Source organism: Myxococcaceae bacterium JPH2 (assembly GCA_016458225.1).
Classification (GTDB): Bacteria; Myxococcota; Myxococcia; order Myxococcales; family Myxococcaceae; genus Citreicoccus.
The window spans coordinates 425,783-451,249 of record JAEMGR010000010.1; the positions used below are offsets into that span (position 1 = coordinate 425,783).

The 25,467-nt window shown below is 69.0% G+C and carries 21 protein-coding genes; 4 read left to right on the plus strand and 17 right to left on the minus strand.

The features are described from left to right. Window positions 1-2 precede the first annotated feature (2 nt). Window positions 3-1,034, minus strand: a complete 1,032-nt coding sequence (locus JGU66_19175; GenBank protein ID MBJ6762891.1) for a hypothetical protein — start codon at window positions 1,032-1,034, stop codon at window positions 3-5. 136 nt (window positions 1,035-1,170) lie between these two features. Next, window positions 1,171-2,187, minus strand: a complete 1,017-nt coding sequence (locus JGU66_19180; protein MBJ6762892.1) for a cation transporter — start codon at window positions 2,185-2,187, stop codon at window positions 1,171-1,173. A gap of 68 nt (window positions 2,188-2,255) precedes the next feature. Between JGU66_19180 and JGU66_19185 the strand changes: the two genes are divergently transcribed. From JGU66_19185 to typA, 3 genes are all read left to right on the plus strand, one after another. After that, window positions 2,256-3,806, plus strand: a complete 1,551-nt coding sequence (locus JGU66_19185) for a sigma 54-interacting transcriptional regulator (GenBank protein MBJ6762893.1) — start codon at window positions 2,256-2,258, stop codon at window positions 3,804-3,806. Beyond that, window positions 3,803-4,741 carry an alpha/beta hydrolase gene (locus tag JGU66_19190; GenBank protein MBJ6762894.1) on the plus strand — a complete coding sequence of 313 codons (939 nt, stop codon included), beginning with the start codon at window positions 3,803-3,805 and terminating at the stop codon, window positions 4,739-4,741. Before JGU66_19185 ends, JGU66_19190 begins: the two co-directional genes overlap by 4 nt. Before the next feature lie 232 nt (window positions 4,742-4,973). Then, window positions 4,974-6,818, plus strand: coding sequence for a translational GTPase TypA (gene typA, locus JGU66_19195; protein ID MBJ6762895.1), 1,845 nt, complete (start codon window positions 4,974-4,976; stop codon window positions 6,816-6,818). A gap of 65 nt (window positions 6,819-6,883) precedes the next feature. Here typA and JGU66_19200 read toward each other — a convergent pair whose 3' ends face one another. After that, entirely contained in the window at window positions 6,884-7,831 is a 948-nt protein-coding gene (locus JGU66_19200; GenBank protein MBJ6762896.1) for an AraC family transcriptional regulator ligand-binding domain-containing protein, read from the minus strand. A gap of 228 nt (window positions 7,832-8,059) precedes the next feature. On the opposite strand from JGU66_19200, the gene JGU66_19205 reads away from it, so the two are divergent. Then, entirely contained in the window at window positions 8,060-9,040 is a 981-nt protein-coding gene (locus JGU66_19205; GenBank protein ID MBJ6762897.1) for an NAD(P)H-binding protein, read from the plus strand. Between the two features lie 12 nt (window positions 9,041-9,052). Here JGU66_19205 and cglE read toward each other — a convergent pair whose 3' ends face one another. The 14 genes from cglE to JGU66_19275 all read right to left on the minus strand — a co-directional run bounded on the left by cglE (window position 9,053) and on the right by JGU66_19275 (window position 25,360). Continuing rightward, on the minus strand, window positions 9,053-9,652 hold the full coding sequence (gene cglE, locus JGU66_19210) for an adventurous gliding motility protein CglE (GenBank protein MBJ6762898.1): 600 nt from the start codon (window positions 9,650-9,652) through the stop codon (window positions 9,053-9,055). Window positions 9,653-9,797: 145 nt separating this feature from the next. Further along, window positions 9,798-11,846 (minus strand): TonB family protein, encoded by a 2,049-nt coding sequence (locus JGU66_19215; GenBank protein MBJ6762899.1) that lies wholly within the window; start codon window positions 11,844-11,846, stop codon window positions 9,798-9,800. A gap of 56 nt (window positions 11,847-11,902) precedes the next feature. Continuing rightward, complete coding sequence (locus tag JGU66_19220) at window positions 11,903-12,184, minus strand: hypothetical protein (GenBank protein ID MBJ6762900.1); 282 nt, start codon at window positions 12,182-12,184, stop codon at window positions 11,903-11,905. Between the two features lie 162 nt (window positions 12,185-12,346). After that, the gene (locus tag JGU66_19225) at window positions 12,347-13,726 is read right to left on the minus strand and encodes a tetratricopeptide repeat protein (GenBank protein ID MBJ6762901.1); all 1,380 of its coding nucleotides are present in this window, start codon (window positions 13,724-13,726) and stop codon (window positions 12,347-12,349) included. Continuing rightward, window positions 13,723-17,379 (minus strand): tetratricopeptide repeat protein, encoded by a 3,657-nt coding sequence (locus JGU66_19230; GenBank protein MBJ6762902.1) that lies wholly within the window; start codon window positions 17,377-17,379, stop codon window positions 13,723-13,725. Before JGU66_19230 ends, JGU66_19225 begins: the two co-directional genes overlap by 4 nt. A gap of 113 nt (window positions 17,380-17,492) precedes the next feature. Beyond that, window positions 17,493-19,025 (minus strand): tetratricopeptide repeat protein, encoded by a 1,533-nt coding sequence (locus JGU66_19235; GenBank protein ID MBJ6762903.1) that lies wholly within the window; start codon window positions 19,023-19,025, stop codon window positions 17,493-17,495. Window positions 19,026-19,056: 31 nt separating this feature from the next. Next, a complete protein-coding gene (locus JGU66_19240) occupies window positions 19,057-20,250 on the minus strand; it encodes an outer membrane beta-barrel domain-containing protein (protein MBJ6762904.1) in 1,194 nt (397 codons plus the stop codon). Between the two features lie 9 nt (window positions 20,251-20,259). Further along, window positions 20,260-21,078, minus strand: a complete 819-nt coding sequence (locus JGU66_19245; GenBank protein ID MBJ6762905.1) for an outer membrane beta-barrel domain-containing protein — start codon at window positions 21,076-21,078, stop codon at window positions 20,260-20,262. 296 nt (window positions 21,079-21,374) lie between these two features. Then, entirely contained in the window at window positions 21,375-22,046 is a 672-nt protein-coding gene (rplC, locus tag JGU66_19250; protein ID MBJ6762906.1) for a 50S ribosomal protein L3, read from the minus strand. 144 nt (window positions 22,047-22,190) lie between these two features. Further along, the gene (locus JGU66_19255; protein MBJ6762907.1) at window positions 22,191-22,961 is read right to left on the minus strand and encodes a hypothetical protein; all 771 of its coding nucleotides are present in this window, start codon (window positions 22,959-22,961) and stop codon (window positions 22,191-22,193) included. Between the two features lie 57 nt (window positions 22,962-23,018). Continuing rightward, window positions 23,019-23,486: a hypothetical protein gene (locus JGU66_19260; protein ID MBJ6762908.1), complete on the minus strand. Its 468-nt coding sequence runs from the start codon at window positions 23,484-23,486 to the stop codon at window positions 23,019-23,021. Window positions 23,487-23,540: 54 nt separating this feature from the next. Then, on the minus strand, window positions 23,541-24,605 hold the full coding sequence (locus tag JGU66_19265; protein ID MBJ6762909.1) for a HupE/UreJ family protein: 1,065 nt from the start codon (window positions 24,603-24,605) through the stop codon (window positions 23,541-23,543). Between the two features lie 36 nt (window positions 24,606-24,641). Further along, the gene (locus JGU66_19270) at window positions 24,642-25,205 is read right to left on the minus strand and encodes a hypothetical protein (GenBank protein ID MBJ6762910.1); all 564 of its coding nucleotides are present in this window, start codon (window positions 25,203-25,205) and stop codon (window positions 24,642-24,644) included. After that, entirely contained in the window at window positions 25,202-25,360 is a 159-nt protein-coding gene (locus JGU66_19275) for a lmo0937 family membrane protein (protein ID MBJ6762911.1), read from the minus strand. The genes JGU66_19270 and JGU66_19275 overlap by 4 nt, the downstream gene beginning before the upstream one ends. Window positions 25,361-25,467 lie beyond the last annotated feature (107 nt).

Here is a 25,467-nt window from a genome sequence, read left to right on the forward strand (position 1 = left end):
GCTCAGTCGCCGCGGTCGTTCGCCAGGAACGTCATGGACAGCCCACCGCTGCGCGTCGCGCCGAGCGCGGCCATCGCCTCGGTCGCCTCGGCGAAGGACAGCGCCTCCAGCTTCTCGCGGGCCGCGGGCTCCAGGGCGGGCAGTTGCTCCTCCAGCACGCTGAGCAGCTCGCCCGCCGGCAGTCCGGCCGCGAGGGCCTTCGCCTCCACGCCGTCACGGACCTCCGGAGGCCACGCGCCGAGCGCCAGCCGTTGGAAGGGCCCCACGCAGTCCACCTTGGCCACCCCGGCCGCGACATACGTCGGCAGAGCCCGAGGAATGCCTGCGGAGACGTCGCCCACCGTCACACGCGAGTCGTGGCTGGCGGCCAGCTCCACCAGGCGCCGCACCATCGCGACATCCGGCTCGGCGCCCCCCAGCGCGGACTCAGAGAGCCGCACGAAGCGCACCGGGACCTTCCACTGCCGCAGGCCCTCCAGCAGCGTCTGGCAGCTCTCCAGGGCGTCCGCGCCGGCCGGCGGCGTCAGCTCCAGGGACAGCTCCCGCTCCAACAGCGGGCCCGCCAGCGCGTTCACCGCCTCGATGGCCACGTAGGAGTCGAGCCGCGACAGGTCCAACGACACGAGCGCGAAGCCCGCATCCACGACGCGGAAGAGGCCCTCTTGGAGGCTCGACAGGGCCGCGGCGTCGGTCGCCGTCACGCGGATGGGGCCCGCCTGGAGGAAGAGAGGCCGGGCATGCCCTGCCTCGGAGGCGGTCTCGTGCACCGCCGCCACGAAGCGGTCGGCCGCGCCTCGATCCGCGAGCGGGTGCGGACACGCCAGCCCCAGCACGGAGTCCTCGGCCCGAGCCGCGGCCAGCAGGCCCGGCAACGCGCCCTTGGCCTGCACCGGGAGGCACGGCAGCGCGACGGGGACGGACGCCAACGCCCGGATCAACTCGCGCGGGTTGAGCAGGGGCACGCGTGAGCCGGAGCCCACCCGTGCCACCGCGTTTCCCGGACGCAACGACAGCACCTTGTCCAGCACGCTCATGAGGCGCCGAGAATCATCCGCCCGCAGCGCATTGTGCAAGGCGAAGCGTCCGCGAGCGTCACCTCCCCCACTCCATTCCTGGCCGGAAGGGCATCCCCCTCCAGCGCCAGTCGGAGGAGGCCATGAGGCGGATCCGTCAGTGGACCTCACCCAGGTGAGCGTACGTCTCGCTCTCGATCTGGATGGTGGTGTGGTCGATGCCGAAGCGATCGAACAGGTCGTGCTTCACCGCGGAGAGGATCTCATCGTTGTTGCAGACCATGGGGTCCAGCACGACCAGGTGCGCGGACAGCGCGTACATCCCGCTGGAGATGGTCCACACGTGGAGGTCATGCACCGCCTGCACGCCGTTGACCTTGAGCATCAACTCGCGAATCTGGGACAGGTCCACGTGCGACGGCACGGCCTCCAGCAGCACGTCCACCGCGTCCTTCACCAGCCGCACCGCGCCCACGACGATGACGAGCGAGATGACGACGGAGATGAGCGGATCCACCGCGTACCAGCCGGTGAGCGCCATGATGCCGGCGCCAATCAACACGCCCACCGAGGACAGCGTGTCCCCAAGCACGTGAAGGAATGCGCCGCGCACGTTCATCGAGTGCGTCTGATGCAGGAAGCCGAGCGCCGCGAGGTTGGCCACCAGGCCCACCGCCGCCACCACGGCCATGGGCCCGAGCGTCACGGGCGTGGGCGTGTTGAAGCGCTCCCAGGCCTCCTTGAGGATGACCACCGTGATGCCCAGGAGCAGCACGCCGTTGAGCAGCGCGCTGAGGATCTCCATCCGGTAGTAGCCGTAGGTCTTCTTCACGTCCGCCGGACGGCCCGCGAACCACAGCGCCAGCAGGCTCAGCACCAGCGCGGACACGTCCGTCAGCATGTGGCCGGCATCGGACATCAGCGCCAGCGAGTGCGTCAGGTAACCACCCACCGCCTCGGCCACCATGATGGTCGCCGTCAGCACCAGCGCGAACACGAGCCGGCGCCGATCCTTGCGCCGCTCCTCCGCCAGGCCCCCGCGGCGCGGCCCGCCACCATGCCCATGCGCATGGCTGTGCCCGTGCGAATGGTCATGCCCGTGATGGGAATGCGAGTGGCTGTGCTCGTGCCCGGAGCCCGACGCCTCCGGAGACTTCCCTGCATTGCCGGGAATGTGGGGTGGTGTGCTCAAGGGGCAGAGGGGTGCGGACAGCGCGCGGTCGTGGGATACGTGCGGCCCGAATGGACTTCGAGAAGCACCAGAACCTGCACACCATTGTCATGCTGAGGGATGTCATCCGCAAGTGGTGGCAGCTCGAGGTCACCTTCGCGGACAAGCATGGCGGCGTGCAGGACTGGCAGCGCGCGGAGCCTCTCGCTCCGCCCAATGACTTCTGCCGCCACTCGCTCTCCTCGAAGGAGGGGTTGCGGCGCTGTGGCCAGTCGGTGCGCGTGCTCCACGAGAAGTTCAAGGCCAGCAAGGCGCAGCGCCGCGCCCTCTTCCACGACTGTCACCTCAACTTCTGCATCGTAGGAGCGCCGCTCTACATCGGGCAGGACTACGAGGGCTTCCTCTTCGTGGAGGGCTTCGCGCGCCAGCCGCTGGGCCCATCGGACGCCGAGTTCGCCCGCGCGCGGCTGGGCACGCCCATGGAGCGGACGGGCGCCGAAGCGCGTGTCCCGGTGCTGGATGCCTCGGAGCAGCGCAAGCTGGCCGACCTGCTCGAGTTCGTGGTGAGCGAGCTGGCCCGCCAGGAGCAGTCCGTTCCCTCGCTCTCGGCAGAGCTGAGCGACCGGTTCCGCTTCGAGCAGATCATCGGGCGCTCGGGGCCGATGATGGAGGTCTTCCGGTTGATGGAGAAGGTGGCCCACTCGGACTCCACCGTCCTCATCAACGGCGAGTCCGGCACCGGCAAGGAGCTGGTGGCCCGGGCCATCCATCACAACGGGCCGCGGCAGGACAAGACGTTCGTCGTGCAGAACTGCTCCGCGTTCAACGACAACCTACTGGAGAGCGCGCTGTTCGGCCACACGCGCGGCGCCTTCACCGGCGCGCTGCGGGAGAAGAAGGGCCTCTTCGAGGTGGCCGACGGCGGCACCTTCTTCCTGGATGAAGTGGGCGACATGTCCCCCGCCCTCCAGGTCAAGCTCCTCCGAGTCCTCCAAGAAGGTACCTTCCTGCCCGTGGGAGGCACCCAGCTCAAGGAGGTCGACGTGCGCGTCATCGCCGCCACGCACAAGGACCTGGGCGAGCTGGTCAAGCGCGGCGAGTTCCGCGAGGACCTCTTCTACCGGATCAACGTCATCCGGCTGCAGCTCCCCCCGCTGCGCGAGCGCCGCGACGACCTGCCCGTCCTCATCGACCACTTCCTGCGCAAGCACCACCGCCCGGGCCAGCAGGCGCGCGGCCTGGCCCCGGACGCGCTGGGCATCCTCGGCGCGTACACCTGGCCGGGGAACATCCGCGAGCTGGAGAATGAGATTGAGCGGCTGCTGGTGCTGGGCGGAGACCAGGACACCATCCCCGGCGACCTGCTCTCCAGCCGGATCCGCGACGCGGTCGTCCCAGGCGGCGGTCCCTTCGTGGCGCCTCGGGCACACGGCAAGCTGCATGAAGCGGTGGAGGCCCTGGAGCGCGAGATGATCCACCAGGGGCTCGTGCGCACGCGCAACAACAAGAGCCGCCTGGCGCGAGAGCTGGGCATCAGCCGCTCCAACCTCATCTTGAAGATCGCCCGCTACGGTCTCAACAAGGGCCTGCCGGACGACCTGGACGAACCGGACGAGGAATGAGCGCCACGCCGCCCTACTTCCATCAGGACTTCCTCCGCGTACCCGATGGCGCGGACCTGTACTTCCAGGTGATGGGCGAGGGCGAGCCGGGGATGGTGCTCTGCGACGGCCTGGGCTGTGACGGCTTCGCGTGGAAGTACCTGCTGCCGTACCTGGCGCGCAGACACCGCGTGGTCCGCTGGCACTACCGGGGCCACGGCCGCTCCGGCCTCCCCGCTGACCGTGGCCGCATCGGCATGCTGTACACGTGCGACGACCTCGCCCGGGTGATGGACGCGGCGGGCCTGGAGCGCGCCGTCGTCTTCGGCCACTCCATGGGGGTCCAGGTGGCGCTGGAGTTCCACCGGCGCCACGCCGACCGCGTGCGGGGACTCGCCCTCTTGTGCGGCAGCTACGGCAACCCGCTGGATACCTTCCACGACTCCACCCTGCTCAAGCGCGCCTTCCCCACCTTGCGGCGCGTGGTGGAGCGATTCCCTCGGCGCGCCGCCCAGCTCGTGCGCGGGGTGCTCAGCACCGAGGTGGCCGTGCAGGTCGCCATCCAGCTGGAGATGAACCGCGACCTCATCTCACGCAATGACCTGTCGCCCTACTTCGCCCACCTGGCGAACATGGATCCGGTCGTCTTCGTGCGGACGCTGGACTCGCTGGCCGCCCACAGCGCGTGGGACCACCTGCCCCACGTGGACGTCCCCACCCTGGTCATCGCCGGGGAGCGGGACCGCTTCACCCCCGGGTGGCTGTCCCGGCGGCTGGCCGCCCGGGTGCCGGATGCCGAGCTGATGCTCGTCCCCGAGGGCACCCACACCACCCCCCTGGAGGCTCCGGGGAGGGTCGAGCAGCGCATCGAGCGCTTCCTCCGCGAGCGCCTGTCCCTCGGGACGGCCTGTCCGCCCGTCGACGGCCGGGCCACGGGGACTGTACCGGGACGGTAACGAGGCCCATCCTTCCGGGAGGTGGGTCCTCGGGCGGGGAACATCGGGCCTCCCCGTGCCGTTCTCACTGGAATGCCCACCTTCGGCCCGGTCGGTTGCGGGGCAAGCACCCGCGTTCATTGCAGGGGAGTCCCTCGCGGCATATAAGCGCCGGCCTTCCGGGTTCCGGTGAGGTTCGGGAGCACCCGTCCTGGGTGGCCCCATCGCACCTCCATCTTCCAGTTCGGTTCGTATGATTCCTCGCGAAAACATCCGCAATGTCGCCATCGTCGCCCACGTCGACCATGGCAAGACCACGCTCGTCGACCACCTGCTCCGCCAGGCGGGCACCTTCCGTAGCAACGAGGTCGTCGCCGAACGGGTGATGGACTCGAACGACCTCGAGCGCGAGAAGGGCATCACCATTCTCGCGAAGAACACCGCGGTCTCCTACAAGGGGATGCAGATCAACATCATCGACACCCCGGGCCACGCCGACTTCGGTGGCGAGGTGGAGCGCGGTCTGCGCCTGGTCGATGGCGTCATCCTGCTGGTGGACGCGGCCGAAGGTCCCCTGCCCCAGACGCGCTTCGTGCTGAGCAAGGCCCTGGCCATGGGCCTCAAGACGGTGCTGGTCATCAACAAGATCGACCGCCAGGACGCTCGCGCCAAGGACGTGCTCGACCTCGTCTACTCGCTCTACATCGACCTGGGCGCGGACGAGCAGCAGCTCGAGATGCCCGTCCTCTACACCGTCGCGCGCCAGGGTCAGGCGTCCACGGAGCTCGAGGTCCCCGGCAAGACGCTGGAGCCGCTGTACGACGCCATCATCCGGCACATCCCGCCCCCGCCGATGTCCACCGAGCCGTCGCTGCAGCTGCTCGTGGCCAACCTGGACTACGACGACTACGTGGGCCGCCTCGCGGTGGGCCGCGTCCAGGCCGGCCGGCTCGCGGCCAACATGCCCGTCTCCGTCATGCGCGAGGGCGGCAAGGTCGAGCAGGGGAAGATCGTCAAGCTGTACGGCTTCTCCGGCCTGAAGCGCGTGGAGATTCCGGACGCGGGTCCGGGTGAAATCGTCTCCATCGCCGGCATCGAGGCGGTGTCCATTGGCGACACCATCGCGGACGCCGAGAAGCCGGTGGCCCTGCCCCGCATCACCGTGGATGAGCCCACGATGATGATGATCTTCAAGGTCAACGACGGACCCCTGGCCGGCAAGGAAGGCAAGTTCGTCACCTCGCGCAACCTGCGTGAGCGCCTCTACCGCGAGGCCTACCGCAACGTGGCCGTGCGCGTGGAGGACACCGCGACGCCGGACGCGTTCAAGGTCGTGGGCCGTGGTGAACTCGCGCTCGCCGTCATCATCGAGAACATGCGCCGCGAGGGATATGAGCTCACGGCGTCCAACCCCGAGCCCATCACCAAGACCATCGACGGCGTGCTCCACGAGCCGATGGAGCTGCTCTTCTGCGACGTGCCGGAGAACAGCGTCGGCTCCGTGACGGAGCGCCTGGGGCCCCGCAAGGGCCGCATGACGGACATGGCGCAGCTGGGCTCGGGCCGCACCCGCCTCCAGTTCCGCATCCCCGCGCGCGGCCTCATCGGGTTCCGCTCGGAGTTCCTCACCATCACCCGAGGTGAGGGCATCATGAGCAGCCAGTTCGACGGCTTCGAGCCGTGGTTCGGCCACATCCCCAAGCGCGCCAACGGCGCCATCGTCTCGGACCGCCTGGGCGACACCGTGCCCTACGCGCTGTTCAGCATCCAGGAGCGCGGCCAGCTCTTCGTCGCCGAAGGCACCACGGTCTACGAGGGCATGATCATCGGCGAGCACTCGCACCCGTCCGAGCTGAACGTCAACGCGTGCCGCGAGAAGAAGCTCACCAACATCCGCGCCGCTGGCCGCGACGAGAACGTCATCCTCGTCCCGCCCCGCGAGATGGGCCTGGAGAAGGCCCTGGAGTGGATCGCCGACGACGAGCTCGTCGAGGTGACGCCCAAGTCCGTGCGCATGCGCAAGAAGGCACTCGCCAATGGTGAGCGCTACCGCGCCGAGCGCGACCGCAAGCGCGAGGAGCGCAACGAGAACGGGTAGTCACCCGCCTTCGTTGTGACCTCCCGGGGCCGCTCCTTTCACAGGGGGCGGCCCTTCGTGTTTCCTCAGGCGTGCGAGGCGTCCTGCCGCCGCCGGAAGCTCACCGGGGTCTCCCCGGTCCATCGCTTGAAGGCGCGGTGGAAGGCGCTCGGCTCGCTGAAGCCCAGCAGGAAGGCCACCTCGCCCACGGACAGGCGCGCCTCGCCCAGGTAGCGGCGCGCCAGTGCCTCGCGGACCTCTTCCACGAGCTGCTGGAATTGGGTGCCCTCGTCCTGGAGCCTCCGGCGCAGCGTGCGCTCCGAGAGGGCCAGGCGCGTCGCCACGCTGCCCAGGCTCGGCAGGCCGCCCCGGAAGTCCTCCACCAGCAGGCGCCGCACGTGCGCCCCCGTCGACTCGGGACGAGGAGCCTTCGCGAGCAGGGCCTCGGCCTGGCGCTCGAAGAAGGCCAGGAAGTATGGATCCGCCTGCGCGAGCTTCCACCGCGCCACCTCGGGGCGAACCAGCAGCGCGTTGCGCTCTCGACCGAAGCGCACCGGTGCGCCGAACGCGGCCGCGTGTGCCGTCGTGTCCGCGGGCCCGGCGTGCGTGAGGTGGACCTCCACGGGCCACCACGGCTGCCCCGCGATGAGCTGGCCCGTGTGCAGGCACTCCATGAGCAGGTGCTCCACCGCCACCGAGTCTCCGCCCTGCGGCGCCGTGTGCCACGCGAGCTCCAACGCCACGAGGTCGTCCACCTGCCCTCGCTCCCACGTCCACGCGCTCGTGCACAGGCGACAGAAGCGACCCAGGCGCGCGAAGGCCTCGTCCAGGTCCGGGCTCACCGCGCACGCGAAGCCCAGCACGCCAAAGTGCTCGCGACCGCCCATGCGGGCAACGTCCAGATGGAACAGCGGCCGAGGTGCCCGGCGCGCCACCTCCTCCCACAGCTCCAGGTAGCGCTCCACCGCCACGTGCACCGAGTCCGGCGACTCCACGGGGGCACCGTCAAGCAGCGCGAGCTCAGCGGGAGCCATCCCCACGGCACGCGAGGCCTCCAACACAGGGCGCAGGACGCGGAGAGAGACGAGGTGACTCACGTCCCCGGTTATATCGCCCCGCGCCACCCTCGCGCGCGCAGGGAGCCCCTCGCCACGAGGGCCGTGGCCGCACGGGTCAATCCTTTGTCCGGAGCCATCACTGCCCCGAAGCCGCTCGCTTCGTAGGTTTCGGGCAGCGGACTTCCTCGCTCCTGGAGCCTCCCCATGCCTGCCTCTGCCTTCACGCGTCCCATCCTCGTCCTCGGAGCCACGGGAGGCTTTGGCCTCGCCGTGACGCGAGCCCTCATCGCCGCGGGAGCAAGGGTGCGAGCGCTCGTGCGCGACGAAGCGCGGGCCCGTCGAGCGCTGGGCGAGGACGCCCCCCGCGTGGAGCTGCGAGTCGGTGACGCGCTCCAGGCCGCGGATGTGTCGCGCGCCGCGGAGGGATGCAGCCACCTCGTCCATGCCATCAACGTGCCCTACCCCGAATGGGACACGGTCATGGAGCGCGTCACCACGAACGTCATCGCCGCCGCGCGAGCCCAGCGCGCGACCATCGTCTTCGCGGGCAACGTGTACAACCTGGCCCCGCGCTACGACGTCCCACTCTCGGAGGCCCATCCCGAGGGCCCCATCACGCACAAGGGACAGCTGCGGATGCGCATGGAGCACGCACTGCGAGACGCCACGCAAACGGGCGACGTGCGCGTCCTCGTCGTCCGAGCCAATGACTACTTCGGCCCCACCGTGCGCAACGGCGGCGTGGATCCGATGTTCCTGAACGCGCTCGCGCGTAAGCCCTTGCTCACGCTCACGGACCCCTCTCGAGCGCACGAGATGGCCTATGTGCCCGATGTGGCCCGAGCCACCGTCGCGCTGATGGGCCTGACGGATGGCCCCGCGTTCGACGTCGTGCACGTGCGTGGCTTCGTCACGCCCACGTCCCGCGATTTCCTGGAAGCGGTTGCGCGTGTGGCCGGAGTCCCCGCGCGCGTGCGCCGGCTGCCGTGGTGGCTGATCCGATTGGGCGGGCTCTTCAACGGCATGGCTCGCGAGGTGGTGGAGATGCGCTACCTCTTCGAGAACACCCTGCTGCTCGATGACGCGACCTTGAAGCGGCGCGTCCCGGACTTCACGTACACGCCCCTGGAGCAGGCCCTCCGAGACACGCTGGAGAGCTACCGTCACCACGCCTCGCGCGCGTGAGCAGCGCGGACCTCAGAACGTGTACTTCACGCGAGGGAACACGGCGAACGTCATGATGTTCGGCCCGAAGATGTAGCGACCCATCAGGTCCGCGCCCACGGAGAAGTGGTCGAACGACGTCGCATACTCCAAGCCCACCCCCGCGCCCGCGTTGAAGGCATTGGTGGCGCGGCCGGGATCTCCACCATCCGAGTCCACAGGAGATGGATCCAACCGCGTGTAGCCCGCGGCGATCTTCGGCGTCAGGTAGAAGCGATTGGCCAGCCGCAGATGGTACGCGGCGGTCAGGTCGCCAAACGTCACGGTGAAGTTGTCCGACAGCGAGCAGATGTCGGAGTTCGGCAAGAAGCCGGCGAAGCAGTTCGCGGCGGACGAGCCCAAGCCGAAGTGCGCGCCCAACGACAGGCGCTCGGTCAAGTCGTAGCCAATGCCGAGCTGCAGGTACGACTGGGCGTTCGAATAGGAGTTCTCGCCGCCCACGGTGAAGAAGACGCCGACATCCGTCTCGGTGAAGAAGCCACGGCGCGGCTTGAACTCCACACCCTCGGGAGGCGTTTCCGCCAGGGCGGGGACGGACAGCGCGAGCGCGGCCAACAGCAAGGACTTCTTCACAGGGCCTCCCGTCTAACGAGCCCTCCCGAATCCTCCGGAAGCAGCGCGAGACGTTAGTGATGCCCCGGGCCACTCGGCAATGTCGGCCCAGGGCGAAACCGGCGAGGTGCGTTGCGTCCCCGCCACTCGCGACGAACGGAGGTGTTCAGCCCTCGCCCCCGCCACCGGCATCCGTGCCCGCGGGCGAGAACAGCCAGGGGTACGTCACCGACACCACGCCGCCGCCCTTGGGCTCGGGGAACTTCCAGCGACGGATGCGCGCCAGCATGCAGTTCTCCGCCGAGGTGCTGCCCAGCGTCGACTCGGAGACGGACGCATCCGCCACCGCGCCCGTCGGGTCGATGGTGAAGGCCACCGCCACCTTGCCCGCGAGGCTCGGGTTCTTGTTCAGCTCGGACTCGTAGCAGTACTTGATCTCCCCCTGGTGGCGCCGGATGACCTTGGCGATGACGTCCTTGTCCAGGCCGCCCACCACCGTCGTCTTGCCAGGGATGACGCGGGTGACGCTCTTGCCGCGCCCGCCCAGGTCGATGCCGCCCGAGCCACCCGCGCCGCGCCCATCCCCCTGGGTTCCCACGCCCCCGATGCCCAGCGCCGTGCCGCCGCCGCCCTTGCCGGTGCCGCGCGTGCCCATGCCGCCCACGCCCTGCGCGTCACCCATTCCCGCGCCGCCCTTGAGCCCACCCAGCGCGTTGTTGATGCCCGTGCCCAGGCCGCCCGGACCGAACACGTCCGACGCGCCGCCCTTCAGGCCCTTGAACGCGCCCAGCAGACCGACCTTGCCCACCACCTGCCGGTCCTTCTCTTTCTTGCTTCGGTCCACCACGGGCGTCCCAGGCTTCGAGGGATCGGCCTCGGCCTTCTTGGCCTCCTCCTTGCCGAACTTGCCCTCTTCGTCCTTCGACTTGGCGCCTTCTTCCACGCCCTGAAGCTGGAGCTTCTTCATCTCCACCTTCTTCTCCGGCGCGATGAGGAACTTCGCCACCCGCTGCTGGGACTCGAAGATGTCATCCGCCGAGCGCGACTCCGTGCGCGGCGTCAGCGTCAGCGCGGCCAGCATCGCCCCCGCGACCATCAGGCACATGACGGTGATCTTGAAGAAGGCGAAGTCACGATCGGACAGCGCGGGCGCTTCGATGGCCGCCGAGGGACGAACCTGCCGGAGCACGAACGTCAGCGCGCCCACCGCCACCTCCGCCCGGTCATGCAACCCGAGCGTGTACACCTGCGCCGCGTCCGCCGCCGCGCTCGCGAGCTGTCCCGCCGCGCGCAGCCCGTCCTTGGTGCGCACATCCCCTTGGCTCGTGACGATGACGCCCGCGCCTGGCGGAGTCCGCAACTCCAGCGTGCCCCCGCGCGCCACCGCGAGGACATGACGGGCGCCCACGCCCGGCACCGGAGCGAGGAAGGCATTGCGTGAGCCCTCACCCACGGTGACCGGCACGCCGTCTCGGAAGTGCCGGACCTCGAGCAGCGTGTCGCCCCACAGCAGCGCGACCTGGAGCAGGTGCGCATCGGCCGTGGGCTGTGCCTCGGCGGGCAGCGGCTCCTGAAGGTGCGCGGGAGGACGAGCCGCGCGCGGTGTCACATCCCGGCGAACCGCGTGGGGCTCAGGGCGACTCCGCGGCAGCGGCGGAGGCGGCGCGTCGAACATGGGCGCGGGAGGTGACGAGCGCGACACCGTCCCGGCCCCACCCAACCCCGCGCTCACCGCGGCGCGATTCCCGCCGCCTCCCCCCGTGACTTGCGCGCCCACGGCCTGCACGCGCGCGGGTGGCACCACCTCGGCCATGGCGGAAGAGGACGGGCGCTGCGTCACCGACCCTTGGAACGCGGTGCCCGCCACCTGCGCGCCCGCGGGAGGAATGGGCCGCGCGGGCTCACCAAAGAAGACCTCGACGCGCGAGCCGCCCACGGCCAGCACATCGCCGGGCTTGAGCGGTGTGGGGATGAGGAGGCGCTCGCCGCGCACCTGCGTACCGCTCTCGCTGCCCAGGTCGATGGCGACCACCGAGCCATCGGCATCCACCTTGAGCATCACGTGCAGGTTGGAGACCCGAGGGTCCTGAATCTTCACCGCCGCCTGGGCGCCCGACCCCACGATGACGCTGTCCGCCTCCAGCACGGCCTCCTGGATGGAGCCGTCCGGTCCGGTGATTCGAAGCGTCACGCCGTTCTTCTTCGCCGCCGCCATGAGGAATCTTCCTTCTTCCCTTCCGCCCGAAAAACGCCCGCCCGTTCATTCACCCGCTAGAGGTTGTCCGCGGACTTCTGCATCTCGGGATCGAAGTTCTCCCGGACCTTGATGAGGCTTTGGAAGTCGGTCTGCTTGCGATTGAGCAGATAGGAGCCCTCCGGCTTGGTGAGCTCGCCCTCCACCGCGACGTCCGTGAAGTCGATGACCGTCTTCTTCCGGTAGACCGTCCGGTCCTCCTCCTGGATGACCTTCACCTCATCCTTGCCGCGCTCCTGCGCGGCCACGGGAAGAGCGAACAGCACGGTTCCCAACACTCCCGCTGCCAGTCGCTTCATTGCAGCCTCCTGTCACTCCATTGCCTGAGACAGCGGGTCGGGCCCGAGGCCCCCGCCGCTTCTTGCAGGGCGCGCACCAGCTCCAAGCCCCCTGAATCTAAGGCCGCCGCTCGCCAGCTTCCACGAGGGGGCCTGGAGGTAGGAAAAAACTTCCCCCCACCGTCACTTCCCCGGGGCCGGCGCCTGCGCGGGAGCGGGGGGAGTCTCGGGCGCATCACCCGCTGGCCCCCCTGCCCCACCGGGAGCGGGCTCCGCGGCCGGGTCCTGAGGCAGGTGCTCCAACACCGAGCCGCCCCCACCCGTGGCCGGAGGTCCTGGCTTCTTCTCCGGATGGGCCCCCTCGGGTGCGGGCGCGGTCTGCGCGGTCGACTTCATCATGTTGCGCAGGCCCTGCGTCTTCGCCTGGATGAGCTGTTGATCCTGCGCGGACGTGGACGGCAATCCCTGACAGCGCTCCAGGAACGCGATGGCCTTCTGCCACCCCGTGCGCTCGGACGCGTAGGCCCAGCCCGCGCCGCAGAGCGCCTCGGGTTGATCCGGGCGCTGCGCGAGCACCCGCTCGAAGGCTTCGCCGGCCGCGAGTCCCTTCTTCGGATCCCTGCCCTTCTGCCCATCCAACGCATAGGCCAGGTAGATCTGCGCCTCTTGCGCGTTCGGCTCCAGCTCCAGCGCCCGCGAGAACGCCCGCTCGGCGCCCGCATAGTCGCGGTAGCTGAGCGCCAGCGCGCCCAGGTTGAGGAAGCCCGGGACGAACTTCGCGTCGAGCGAGACGGCTCGCTGGAACTGAGCCAGGGCCCGGGCCCGGTCATCGAGCTTCAGGTACACCATGCCCAGCGTGTTCGCGATGGCCGGATCCTTGTCGGCGCCCTTGCGCGCGTCGAGCAGGAGCAGCTCCGCGAGGCGGAACTGGCCGCGCTCGTAGGCGATGAGCGCGAGGTTCTTGTAGGCCTCGGGGTGGTCCTTGTGTCGCGACAGCACACGGCGCGCGGTGGCCTCCGCCAGGTCGAACTTCTTGGCCTGCGTGTACGCGGCGGTGAGCGCGTCGAGCACCACCACGGTGTCCTCGTGCTTCGGCGTCTTGAGCGCGCGCACGTAGAGCGCGATGGCCTCGTCCAACCGCCCCTGCTGGCGCTCCAGTCCCCCGAGGTTGAGCACCGAGGGCGTGTGCGCGGGATCCAGGAAGAGCGCCTTCTCATAGGCCGCGCGCGCGTCATCCATGCGCCCCTGGCGCTGCGCGATGACGCCCAGATTGAACTGGGCGTTGAGGGCCTGAGGCGCCTTGGCCAGCGCCTTCTCGAAGCCCGCGCGCGCGGTGTCGAGGTCGCCCGCCTCGTACGCCGCGAGCGCCTCGGCGAACAACGCGTCCGCGGTCTTCTCCGGAGGCGGTGGCGGAGGCGCGGCGACGACGGGCGGCGTGGGCGGAGTCACCACCGCGGGCTTCGCCGTGGCACACGCCAGCGCGCCACACGACAGGCCCAACACGAACCAGCGCGAGCGCCATCCCCACGCGCGAGGAGCCACGAACGGCGACGGGGCGCTCACGGGTGCACCTCCTCATTCGACGCGGTGGGCGCGGGCGCCTTGCCCGCTTCGGGCGTCGGGGGTTGGGCGGGTGGGTTCTGCGGAGGCGTGGCGGCCGGAGCTGGCTCCGCGGGCGTGGTGGCAGCGCTGGCAGGACCGGTCAGCACGCGCGCCACATCCGTGCTGGCGAATGACTCACCGCTGCCGCGATACGTCACGGGCCTCACCGCGGCGTAGACCCCGGGCTTGTAGCGATTGAGCTGCTCCTGGGCCGCCAGCGTCCACTCGCTGTAGAGGCCCAGCTCGTAGGCCTTGTCCAAGCCCTTCTCCAGGGCCTCGGAGGCCTTGTCCTCCAGCGGCAGGGCCAGGTTCTCCAGCTCACCGCGGTACATGGAGAGCTGATCCTCATCGAGGCCCGGCGGATCCGGCGACTCCATGATGTTGCGAGCGAAGTCCGCGTACGCGAGCCCGATGCGGGTGAGCGCCGCGATGCCCCACTCGCCAGAGCCCGTGGCGAGCACCGCCGCGTACTCCTTCTCCAGACGCGCCATCTCCCGCTGCTTGGCCGCGAGGTCTCGGCGGATGGTGCTCACGCGCGTGAAGCGGATGTCCGTGTAGCGCCGCCACAGCGACTCCAGCGTGAGGAACCGGGCATGGCCGTATGCATTGAGCAGCGCGGTGTTCTTCCGCAGCGCTTCAGGCAGCCGGCCCCACGTGCGCAGCAGGTCGTCCTCGGCCCGCTCCATGCCGCGGTAGTCACGCTGCTTCTGGTACGCGAGCAGCTCGCGGTAGCGCGCCAGATAAGGCTGCCCCGAGGCGGTGCGAGCATCCCGCCCATAGTCCTCGATGAAGAGGTTGAAGGCGCGCGCCGCATCGGCCCACTTCTTCTCCTTCTCCCAGACGAGCCCGATGGCGAACGAGACCTGGGGCACGTCCTTGCGGTCCCCGAAGCGACGGATGTACGCGGACCACGCTGCCACTGCCTTCTGCGAATCCCCCACGCCGTCCCACCACACCCCGGTGTTGAACAGCGCGTCGGCCACCCAGGCCCCGGCCTCGTCCACCAAGGTGGCGCGCTCGGAAGCATGGCGCGCGCGCGACTCGGCGGACTCCGGAGGCGTGGTGCTCGCGGGCTCCTCTTTCTTCGCCGCAGGAGCCTTGCCCTTGTGCTTGGACTCCTTCGCCTTGTGGCTCGAGTCGCGCTCCGCCATGGCCGCGTCGTACTCGGCGACGAAGGCCTCGGACATGATCGCGGCCTTGCGGAACTCGGCCACCTTTTCGTAGAGGCCGGACAGCGTGTAGCGCGCCTTCAGGGTGAAGGGACTGCCCGGGTACTCCTTGAGGAAGCGCTCGCCGGCGGTGATGCCCTTGTCCATCTCGCCCGCTTCCTGCGCGATGACCATCACGTAGGTGAGCGCGCGGTCGGCGTTCTCCGAGTGAGGAAACTCCGAGACGAAGCGAAGGAACTCCTCAGCGGCCTTGGCCGGGTTCTTCTCCTTTTTGTAGACGATCTCGTCGACCCACTTGTACTGGCTGCCCTCCACCACGCGCGCGACGCGACCGGTGAAGTCCGTGCCGGGCTTGGACAGCTTCTTGTTCGACAGGAACTTGCGCGACAGCGTGTTCAGCTCGAACCACTCCTGGCGGCTCTCCAACACGTACATCGTGAGGTCGGCCGCGTCGCGCGAGCGCCGCTCCTCCGGGAACTTGTCGATGATCTCCCCGAAGCGCCGCGCGGCATCCACGAAGTGCGCGCGGTCGTAGAGGATGACCGCGGCCTGGTAGCGCAGGTCGATCTCATCCGGGTTGTCTGGATACAGCTTGTTGTACACGTCGCAAGCGGCGACGAGGTGGGACTCGAACCGGGTGAGCTCCTCCTCCTGCTGCTCGCGCGCGTCGCGCTTCACCAGCTTCTGCCGAGCGACGTCTCCCTTGTCCTTCTTCTCGTCGACCTTCTGCCCATCCTTGAGGTCGCTGCGCGACAACTGTCCGCGCTCGATCTTCACCAGCTTGTCGTAGGCGAGCACCGCGTTGTACGCGGCGCTCTTGCGGTAGGCCTCGTTCGAGACTTCGCGCGCGGTGTCGCGGTCCGGAATCTTGAATGCCACCACGGCGTCGTACTCGGCGGCGGCGGCCTCCCACTCCTCGAGCGCCCAGAGGATCTCCGCGTAGAAGAATCGCAGGTTGAACGCCGAGTCCGCGACGAAGTCCGGATTGTCGCTGGAGGCGAACGCGTCCACGTATTGCTTGTAGATGTCGCGCGCGAGCCGGTACGTCTCCACCTGGCGCGTCTTCTGCGCCTCCTGGTGGTACTCCGTCACCATCACCCGCATCGCCTCTTCGGTGACGTTGAAGGCATTGCGCAGCACGGGCGTCTGTCCCGCGTTGGCGCTCCACCAGGGCGCACCGGGGCGGTACAGCTCCACCATCCGCTTCATCTCCTTGCGGACCTGCTGGCGCTGACGAAGTCCCTCGAAGGCACGGACGATGGCCTGCTGATACTCGGGGGCGTTGGAACCCATCGGCGCGTCGTCGATGAGCGTGCGGTACATGGTGATGGCGCTGTCGAAGTGGCCCGCGTCCACGAGTCCCGCGGCCGTCTTCGCGAGCAGCCGACTCTGCCGCTGCGGTGGCGCCTTCGCCTTGAAGTACGCGAGCGCGGCCTCGGGCTGATCCAACTGGACGTAGAAGACCGTCAGGTCGTTGAGCGCCTCGGTGCGCAGATCGCTCAACTCCGCGCCATGCTTCTGCGCGTAGTCCACGACGTCGTGGAGCTTCTTGAGCCCCGCCTCGTAGCCGCCCGGCGTGTTGTAGTCACACCACGCCAGCTTGTAGATGGCGTAGGCGAAGATCTTCGGGACCCCGGAGGCGCGCGCCTTCTCGAAGTTGGCCCGGGCAGGGTCCAACTTGTTCGCCTCGAAGTAGTGATTGCCGAGCTGGATGTACGTGTCCGGCACGAACTGCGACTTGGGGAAGTCGCGGATGAGCTCCTCGTAGCGAGCCACGGCGTCGTCGCGTCGGCCCAGCTCGTAGAGGTTGTAGCCCAGGGAGAAGAGGACCTCGTCGCGCTGCGGATAGTTCGGGTAGTCGCGGAGGATGTCCTCGTAGATGCGCATCGTGTCCGCGCGATAGCGCTCGCTCTCACGATGGTCCTGCCGAGGCGCCTCCACCTTCTCGCCCCGCGCCACGGCCGCGTCGTACGCCTTCTCCGCGGAGAGGAACTGGTTCATCTCCAGCCGGTAGAGGTACTTCGACTTCTCCCAGTACAGCTCCGACAGGCGATACAGCAGCTCCGCCTTCTGCGTGCTGCCGTCCTGGAGCTTGGGGATGAGGCGCTTGAAGCCCTCGATGGCCTCGTCGCGCTTCTTGTCCGCCAGCGCGTCCTTCTTGGCATCGTCGATGCGCGGCACTTCCGCGAACTTCGCCGTCGCGGGCCTCACGCGCGCCGGGCCGCTGCGCACGTCCTCGGGCGCCACGCCCGGCGGAGGAGCCTCGGCCTTCTTCGCGTCGTCCTTGCCCGCGCTGTCCTTGTGAGGGGCCGCGGCCTGAGGCTTCGTCGCGGACGCCCGCCCCGGCTTCGTCGCGGCCTTCCGGGACTGCGCCGCCTCCGCCCCCGCCCCTGTCGCCAGCGCGACCCCCACCGCCAGCGCACCGAAACGCAGCACCACCTTCATGCGAGCTCCCGCCGAGTCACCTGCCCTGGCGCGAAGGCCGCGCGGCCCCACGGGCCAGGGACGACAGAAAGTAGACGCGCCCCCCTCGAATGAGAAGTGGCGCGGGCGCGCGCTCAGCGCTCCGCTTTCTTCGCGGGACAGCCTCGCTTGAGCGTGTACTGGTAGTAGCCAATCTCGTCGATCCAGAACTCGCCCTGGAACTTCCAGTAGTTCCACGCCTCGCCCGGCATCTTCGGACGGTACAGCGACTGACGCGCGAGCAGCGCCCGCTGGTCCACCCCCGCCTGGAACAGGTCCTTCTCATCCAGCGCCGTCTGCACGCGGATGATCTCCGCCTGGTCGGAGAAGGTGCGCAGGTTGTCGTAGGCCTCGTGCAGTCGACTGCGCGCCAGGGTGCCTCCCACCTGGAGCAACGTGCCGCGCACATCCTCCAAGGACGCCACGGTCTGCGTCGCCAGCGCCGTGCCTCGCCATGGGCCCTCGGTCAGCTCGCGCTTCTCCGCGTCCACGCGCTCGAGCATCCGCTGAACCTCGCGGATCCGCTCGTTGTTGCGGATCCACAAGTAGACGGGGCGCGGCAGCCGGCGGTTCTCCGAGGCCACCAGGTTGAAGGCCTGCACCAGCGTGACGTCGTCGCGGGTGAACGGCTCCAGTTGCTTGGCCATGGGACCGTAGTGCGCGTCGAAGGACGCCAGCGTCGTCTTCACCTCGTCATACAGGCACGAGTAGTAATAGACGGTCGCCTTGAGGATCCACGACTCGGGCTGGAAGGCGCCCTCGAACTGCGGCGCGTGCAGGGCCTGGAGGCTGCCGAGCGCACCGCCGAAGTCCTCGTTCTGGAAGCGCGCGAAGCCGTTCTCGAACAAGGCCTGATCCCAGAAGCGCGCATAGCGAGGAACCATCTCGTAGGCCTGCTCCGCGCGGGCATACTCACCGCGGCGATACAGCACGCGCCCGAGCGACAGCATCGCGAGCTGGCGCGTCTCGGGCAGCTCCACCTGGGGCTCCTTGGCGGCCAGCACGTCGTTGAACGCGGAGATGGCCTCCTTGTCGAGCGCCTGAGTCTCCCCCGGGCGCCCCGGGAAGCGCGGATCCGCCAGCACGATGCCCAGCAGGTAGCGCGCCTTCGCGTACACCCGGCTGTCGCGCGGCACCGCCTCCAACAGCGCGCGAGCCTCCTCGAAGCGCATGCGACGCTGGCTCACCGTGCCCACCAGGTAGTTGATGCGCGCGAGCACCTCCTTGGGCAGCGTCACCCATTGGTCGCGCACCTCGTCGGTGTAGGCCTGGTTGAGGATGCTGGGGATGAGGTTCTGCTCATCCAACCGCTGCTGCATGTCCACCAGCCCCTCGATGGCCTTGAGGTACGAGGGGTGCCTGGGGCCCGCGTTGACGATGTTCGCGTAGGTGATGAAGGCCGCCACGGGCAGGTCCTTCTTCGCGAAGGACTGCGCCAGGTAGTACTCGGAGCGGGCCTTCACGTCCGGGGGCGCATCCCCTTCCGACAAGCGAAGGAAGAGGGGCGCGGCGGTGTCCAGGTCACCCGCGTTGAAGGCCGCGAGCGCGCGGTTGTACCCGGAGACGTCCTGCTGCGCGGAGGCCGCGAGCGGCGCCAGGACAGCCAGGAGGCGGAGCAGTCGGGACATGGCGTTCTTTCCCTCGGTCGTGCGCCGGGCCTCAGAAGAGGATGGAGAAGCCAGCATAGAAGCTGACGTTGTTGAGGACGTCCGAGGACGGCTCGGCGACGAGGTCTCGGCCCAGGATGATGTCCTCGCGGTAGTTCTTCTTCGTCTTCGGATCCACGCCGTCGAACTTCTCCACCTTGCAGCCACCGCTCAGCTTCAAGTCGGAGAAGGGCAGGTTGCCCGAGCGCGCGGTCTCCATCGCCTCGAAGTCCGACAGCGAGCAGCCATCCACCTTGTCCACGCGCGCCGTGTAGAGCAGATCGCGGACCTCCATGCGGATGGAGTACGACTCGCCGAACTGGAGCCGGAAGCCCCCACCCACCGAGCCCAGGAACTTGGTGCCCGTGTCGCCGTAGCGCGCGGGCACCTGGAACGTCTGGCCATCCACCTCGTTGGCCACCGCCGGACGGATGAGGTGGCGCGTGGCGCCCAGGCCCGCGCCGCCGCTCAGCACCACGCTGAACTGCGCCAGCGAGTTGTTGAGGAAGGCGAACTTGCCGTACAGCGGCGTCACCTCCACGCCGGCCTGCACGCCCCACTGCAGCAAGAGCGACGAGGCCGCCTGCGCCTGCTCGCGCACCTTGTCGATCAACTCCAGGTTGAAGTGGCTCTCGTCCGAGTACCAGTTGTACTGGCCCGCCACCTGGACGCCGAAGTTCTCTTGCAGGTGGTAGACGTAGTGCAGCGCCGTCCCCACGTGGTTGGTGTACTTGCCATTGAGTTGCACCACTGCCGGATACAGCACGACCTCGTGGTGGCCCTCGTCGGCGAAGCGCTTCTTCTGGACGATGTGGACGTTGACGTTGGGGTCGTAGAGCGGCGCGCCATTGACCAGGCGCTGCTGCGCCGCGTCCGTGGTGCGAGGCCCCTCCGAGGAGAGGTCGGGCGTGTCATCCGCGGCCGCAGGAGGAGGAGCGGGGGTCGGCACGGCCACGGGCGCATCGGGCGCGGGCGCCGAGGCCTCGATGGCGCGCACCGGCGAGTGCTGCATCGCGGGCGTGACCGGGGGCGGGCGCTCCCGAGGCGCGCGCGGCGGCTCGGGCTGGGGGCTCGCGTTGACGGGCTCCGGCGGAATGGCCGACTCGGGGCCCGGCGCGGGCACGGGTTGTTCGCCGCTCGAGACCTGAGCGAGCGCGAGCGCGGGCAGCGCGGTGAACAGGAGCGCGAGGCGCGGGAAGGTTCGCATGGGGCCGGCCTAGAAGGAGAAGGTGTAGCCAAGGTCGAACTGCACCAGGTGCGTGAGTCCGGGGCTCGGGGCGCTCTCACCCGTCTCGCGTCCGGCCTCCCAGTCATCGCGCAGCAGGTTCACCCGGTAGCTGTCGCGGAAGATCCAATCGCGCACCTCCAGCTTCACGCCGTGCTTGTCGAGGATGAAGAAGCGGAAGCCCAGCGCCCCGGACACCACCGGCGCCACGCGCGTCTCGTGGACCCAGAAGTCCTCGCGCGCGCTGCCGCGATCATCCAGCGCGGTCCGGTCGTCACAGACGCCCGCCGTGCGGTCCACCACGTGTGAGCACTGGATGATGGACTGGCGCTTGAACGAGCCCACCCCACCGCCCGCCCAGAGGTACGCCTGGAAGTGCGCCGGGATGTCGGACACCAGGCTCAGCTTCCCGTAGACGGGCGCCCACCGCACACCCGCGACCCCGTGGAAGTTCATCTGCCAGAGGTCCTCCAACTCGTCGGTGATCTTCTTGTCCTGCCGGTCCAGGAAGCTCTCCGAGATGGAGCGCGCCAACCCCGTGTGGCGGCTGGCCGCGTAGCCAGCACGGGCCTCCAGGGCGAGCGTGTCGAAGAGGTTGTAGGCGAGGCCCACGTCGAAGAAGTAGTGGGCCGTCAGGTGCGTCTGCACCGGAAGACCCACCGACAACGACAGCTCCGGATGTCCCGCCGGGCGATACAGCCGATTGCGGACGACCGCCGAGTCGAGGACGCCCTCCTCCTGAGCGGCAGCCCCGAGCGCCGTCAGCGTGGCGAGCAGCGAAGTGAGGACGCGAAACGTGCGTGCTTTCATGGCTCCTGCCCGGCCCGGGGGGGCCGCCGTGTGCGAGAGGCAGAGCCTCCCCCAACGCGAGGCCTGCGTCACCGATCAGGCCTCTTCCGTGGCACAGCGATGTGCACACGCCGCCCCCTCACGGCAAGGTGAGGGCGCCCCGGCTTGCAGGACTTTCCATCCCCGGCCCCCCTCCCGCCCACTGCCGAACGCTTCCGGGTCCTTCAGGGCTGAAAAAACGAACGCCCCGCCCGGCACCCTGGAAGGGTCCGGAGACGGGGCGTCGGTCGCGCTCGAGTACAGACGCGCTGCGTGAATCAGCCGCGCGCGGCCTTGTGCTGCTCGCGCATCGCCACCTTGATGCTGGGGCGAACGTAGACGATGGCGTCGTTGTGGCCCGGGACGGCGCCCTTGACCAGGACGAGGCCCTTCTCCACATCCACCGCCACGACGGACAGGTTCTGGGTGGTGACCTGCTCCACGCCGTAGTGGCCGGGCATCTTCTTGTTCGGGTACGTACGGCCCGGCGTCTTACGCTGACCGATGGCGCCCGGGTGACGCTGGTACTCGTGCGTACCGTGCGTCTTCGTCTGCGAACCCTTGAAGCTCCAGCGGCGCATGACGCCGGAGAAGCCGCGACCCTTGGTGATGCCCGTGACGTCCACGAGCTGGCCCTTCGCGAACATGTCCGCCTTCACGGCGTCGCCCACGTTGAAGCCCGCAGCCTCCTCAGGAGACACGCGGAACTCCTTCAGGTGGCGGCGCGCCGCGGCGTTGTTCTTCTTGAAGAAGCCACGCACCGGCTGGGTCAGCACCTTCTCGCGAACCTCGCCGAAGCCGAGGGTCACCGCGGAGTACTGATCCTTCTCCGGGGTGCGCTTGCCCATCACCTGGCAGGTGTTGACGTCGATGACCGTCACCGGAACGAGGTTGCCCTCGTCGTTGAACACCTGGGTCATTCCGATCTTCTTGCCAATCAGACCCTTCACGTCGTCCTCACAGCGAGCGCCCGTGGCGCTGAAAACCCAATAAAATCAATGAACTGGCCCGCACAGCATCCCACGGGCGCCAGGAAGCGGCGCAAGATAGCAGACACGCCCCCCACGTCAAGCACTACGGGCGGGGTGCCCCCCTCACTGTGCGCGATCCAGACGAGGGTAGAACGGCGCGAGCTGCGCGTCCGCGATGCGCAGGGAATACACCTCTTCGCCCAGAAGGAACAGGGCTTGATCGAGGTAATCCTCCGAGGCCTTCACCGCCTCCTCCTGCGTGGCGATGGATTGATCCAACTCCGCCATGCGCTCGTCGTGGGCGAGCTTGCGTGCCTCCTGCTCGTCCTCCATCTCCAGCAGGCGCTTGTGCGCCAGGATGCCGGCGGCGCCGGGCTGTCCCGGAAAGGGCGTCAGCGCCGTGGCGACCTGATGCTCCAGGTCTTCAATCTCGCGGGCGAGGCGCATCTGGGTGATGCGGTTCTTCTTGAGGTTCTGGCGAGCCACGTCGAGCCGGCTCGCGTCCTGGGTGATGAGTTCCAGGTCCTCCATCTTCTGTTCCATCTGCTTCAGGCCGAACTGGGCGTAGCGGTAGTCGGCGCGCTTGTTGGTCAGCGTCTTGCGCAGCCCCCGGACCTTGCCTTCCACGGAGTCCACGGCCTTCTTCCACTTGGTGACAATCGCCTGGTGCCCGACCCGCTCCTCGTCCTGCTGCGCGAGGAAGTCCTGGAACGCCGCGTCTTCGTCGTTCATCTCCTGCTCCATGGCGCCGAGCTGGTCGCGGCTCGCCACCACGGCCTCCTCGGCCTTGAACACACGGTCCATGGAACGGGGGCAGCCCGGCTTGCCCGGCAAGCGATCGCGCGCCAGGTCACCGAGCTGGAAGATGAGATCGTTGTAGCTCTCCTTCGCCATGGGCGGTTTCATACGCCCAAGGCGCCGGGACTGTCACCGGCCGTGCACGCCTGAGACTCAGGAATCCGCAGGAGCCGCCGCCGCGGCGTCCATGGACAGGGTGGCGAGCGCGCCCTCCGCCAAGGCCAGGAGCTCCCGGGCGCGGTCCTGCTCCTCGGTGCGGTTGAGTTCGCAGACCCAAGCGGAGGACAGGTCCGCTTGTTGCCGGGCCAGCTCGGCGGTGGACTCGTAGCGGGTGGCGGAGACGCGGGCGAAGGCGCCCTCGCGGCGCAACTCCAACACGGTGTCCGCGCCCAGCTCGATGTCCTCAGGGGGAACGGGGAGCGGTCCGCGGCCCAGCGCGGCCAGTCGGGCCAGCAGGCGCGAGGCATGCGCCCGGCAGAAGGCCGCCAGCACCATGAGCCGTGCCCGCACGCGCGCGTCCCCCATGCGCTCCGCCAGCGCCGTCATGCGTCGGGCGGACACGACCTCTGCTTCCCACGCGGCGGCCAGCGCCGCTGCCAACCGCGTATGCCTCGCACCCATCAGCGTCCCTCCCCACCCTCTTCCGAGGGAAGCTAGGAACGGCCTCCTGGGGATTCAACCGAGGGCCCGCTGGACCATCCAGTAGCCACCAGCGACGAGGATGCCAAGCGAGAGGAATCGCACGGTGCGCTGATGCAGCGTGGGGCGGCGCTGAACCATGCGCAGGACGGGCAGCAACACCGCCACCACCGCGGCCTGCCCCACCTCCACGCCGAGGTTGAAACCCAACAGCCCCGACACCACGTCCTGCCCCAGTCCCTGCTCGCGCAGCGCGCTGGCGAAGCCGAAGCCGTGCACCAGGCCGAACAGGAAGGTGACGAGCACGCGGTGCTCGTGGCGCCGCAGCACGAGGTTCTCCACGGCCACATAGATGATCGACGCCGCGATGGCCGCCTCGACCCAGCGGGCGCGGGTGCCGTCCAGCACCACGAACCCCAGCGCTGTCGCCCCCAGCGTCAACGAGTGGGCCACCGTGAACGACGTCACCAGCCACAACACGCGCCGGAACGAGCCACCCACCAGCAACACGGCCAGCAGGAAGGCCAGGTGATCCACCCCGCTGAAGATGTGGTGGATGCCCAGGGAGATCCACCCGCCCAGACCCGAGACGCGCCCGGCCGACTCGCCGGGCCCGGGCAAAATCACGGACGGCTGCGCCGCGTCCGCGAACAACGCGCCCGGCCCCTCGCCTTCGAGGAAGCTGCCCACCACCACCCGGTAGTTGGCTGGCAACACCGCGAGCAACCGGAAGGTCTGCCGCAGCGGACCGGCGGGACACTCGAACGTGGCGCTCAGCTCCACGTAGGCATCGCGCAGCCACGCACGCTGGCCACTCCGGACGCAGGCCTTGCCACCAGCCGTCATCGGCATCGCGTCCCACACGCCCACAGAGAGGGCGGCCGCGCGCGCGTCCAGGTCCGCCTGGGTGAGGGAGCCCGTCGCGTCCGAGGGCACGAGCAGCGCCAGCGTGTTCGCGGTCAGCGTCACCGTCTCCTGGACTCGGGACGCGTCCGCTGCGTCGCGACGGGCCTGGGCATAGAGGATGTCCGCGTCGTGCGCGCGCGCGAGGCTCCCCCACAGCGCGGCCAGCAGCACCATCCCCAGACAGACGTTCCTCATCGCGCCGGAGAGACTGCCCGGCGCGCCCAGGAGCGTCTACTCCTGGATGAAGCGCAGGTGGATCTGCTGCCGGCCGCTCAGCCCCCCGTGGTGCGCGCCGCACCTCGGGCAGTAGAGCGCGCTGTCCCATTCCCAGAGGGCCTGCACGTCCTCGCCACAGCACACCATGGGGATGACGCGCAGGGACTCGGAGTCAGGCGGCATGGGGCCCGGCAGGTCCTCGGGAGGCACGACCACGAAGGTGGGCCGAGGGTTCTGCGACAGCGTCCGCGTCACGTGCGCGAGCTGCTCGTAGCGCACGTGGTTGGCCCAGGCGCGGGCCACGCGCTCGACGTGCACGTGCTGCTCGGTGGTCAGCCACGAATCCGTGGGCGCCTTGTGGCCACAGTACAGGCAGCACCACGGCGGCCCTTCCGAGTCCCCACTCTCGTGCGCGTTCTCGAACGGGAAAAGGGAAGCCAACCGCCGGTGCACGGCACGGGCATCGTACCGACTGGGCCGCGTCTTGAAGGTGCGGCCACACGCCGGGCACTCACGACGCACGAAGCCCTTCTCGTCGCGCGGCAGCTCCAGCCGCGCCACGTCCAGCTCCCGGCTCACGCCCAACCCCGATTGCGCCCCGTGCTGGCCGCCCCCAGCACCAGCGCCACCAGCGAGAACAACAACAAGAGGTGCACCCAGTACCCCTCCGTCGAGCCGCTGATCATCCCCAGTACCCACAGCACCATCAGGATGATGCCCATCGTCCAGTACACGCCTCGCCTCCCCTGCCCTCGCCCGCTCGCGGGATTGACTGGTCGCGAAGCTAGGAATCACCGCTGAGCCCGGCAACACGGTGGGAACGGCCACGCCTCAGGGTGGG

Bases quoted from the DNA above. Each gene is read 5' to 3' on its own strand.
- JGU66_19215 (MBJ6762899.1), bottom strand. From the start codon at position 11,846: ATGGCGGCGGCGAAGAAGAACGGCGTGACGCTTCGAATCACCGGACCG.
- JGU66_19190 (MBJ6762894.1), top strand. From the start codon at position 3,803: ATGAGCGCCACGCCGCCCTACTTCCATCAGGACTTCCTCCGCGTACCC.
- JGU66_19175 (MBJ6762891.1), bottom strand. From the start codon at position 1,034: ATGAGCGTGCTGGACAAGGTGCTGTCGTTGCGTCCGGGAAACGCGGTG.
- JGU66_19200 (MBJ6762896.1), bottom strand. From the start codon at position 7,831: ATGGCTCCCGCTGAGCTCGCGCTGCTTGACGGTGCCCCCGTGGAGTCG.
- JGU66_19235 (MBJ6762903.1), bottom strand. From the start codon at position 19,025: ATGTCCCGACTGCTCCGCCTCCTGGCTGTCCTGGCGCCGCTCGCGGCC.
- JGU66_19185 (MBJ6762893.1), top strand. From the start codon at position 2,256: ATGGACTTCGAGAAGCACCAGAACCTGCACACCATTGTCATGCTGAGG.
- JGU66_19265 (MBJ6762909.1), bottom strand. From the start codon at position 24,605: ATGAGGAACGTCTGTCTGGGGATGGTGCTGCTGGCCGCGCTGTGGGGG.
- JGU66_19220 (MBJ6762900.1), bottom strand. From the start codon at position 12,184: ATGAAGCGACTGGCAGCGGGAGTGTTGGGAACCGTGCTGTTCGCTCTT.
- JGU66_19205 (MBJ6762897.1), top strand. From the start codon at position 8,060: ATGCCTGCCTCTGCCTTCACGCGTCCCATCCTCGTCCTCGGAGCCACG.
- JGU66_19245 (MBJ6762905.1), bottom strand. From the start codon at position 21,078: ATGAAAGCACGCACGTTTCGCGTCCTCACTTCGCTGCTCGCCACGCTG.
- JGU66_19230 (MBJ6762902.1), bottom strand. From the start codon at position 17,379: ATGAAGGTGGTGCTGCGTTTCGGTGCGCTGGCGGTGGGGGTCGCGCTG.
- JGU66_19260 (MBJ6762908.1), bottom strand. From the start codon at position 23,486: ATGGGTGCGAGGCATACGCGGTTGGCAGCGGCGCTGGCCGCCGCGTGG.
- typA (MBJ6762895.1), top strand. From the start codon at position 4,974: ATGATTCCTCGCGAAAACATCCGCAATGTCGCCATCGTCGCCCACGTC.
- JGU66_19255 (MBJ6762907.1), bottom strand. From the start codon at position 22,961: ATGGCGAAGGAGAGCTACAACGATCTCATCTTCCAGCTCGGTGACCTG.
- JGU66_19240 (MBJ6762904.1), bottom strand. From the start codon at position 20,250: ATGCGAACCTTCCCGCGCCTCGCGCTCCTGTTCACCGCGCTGCCCGCG.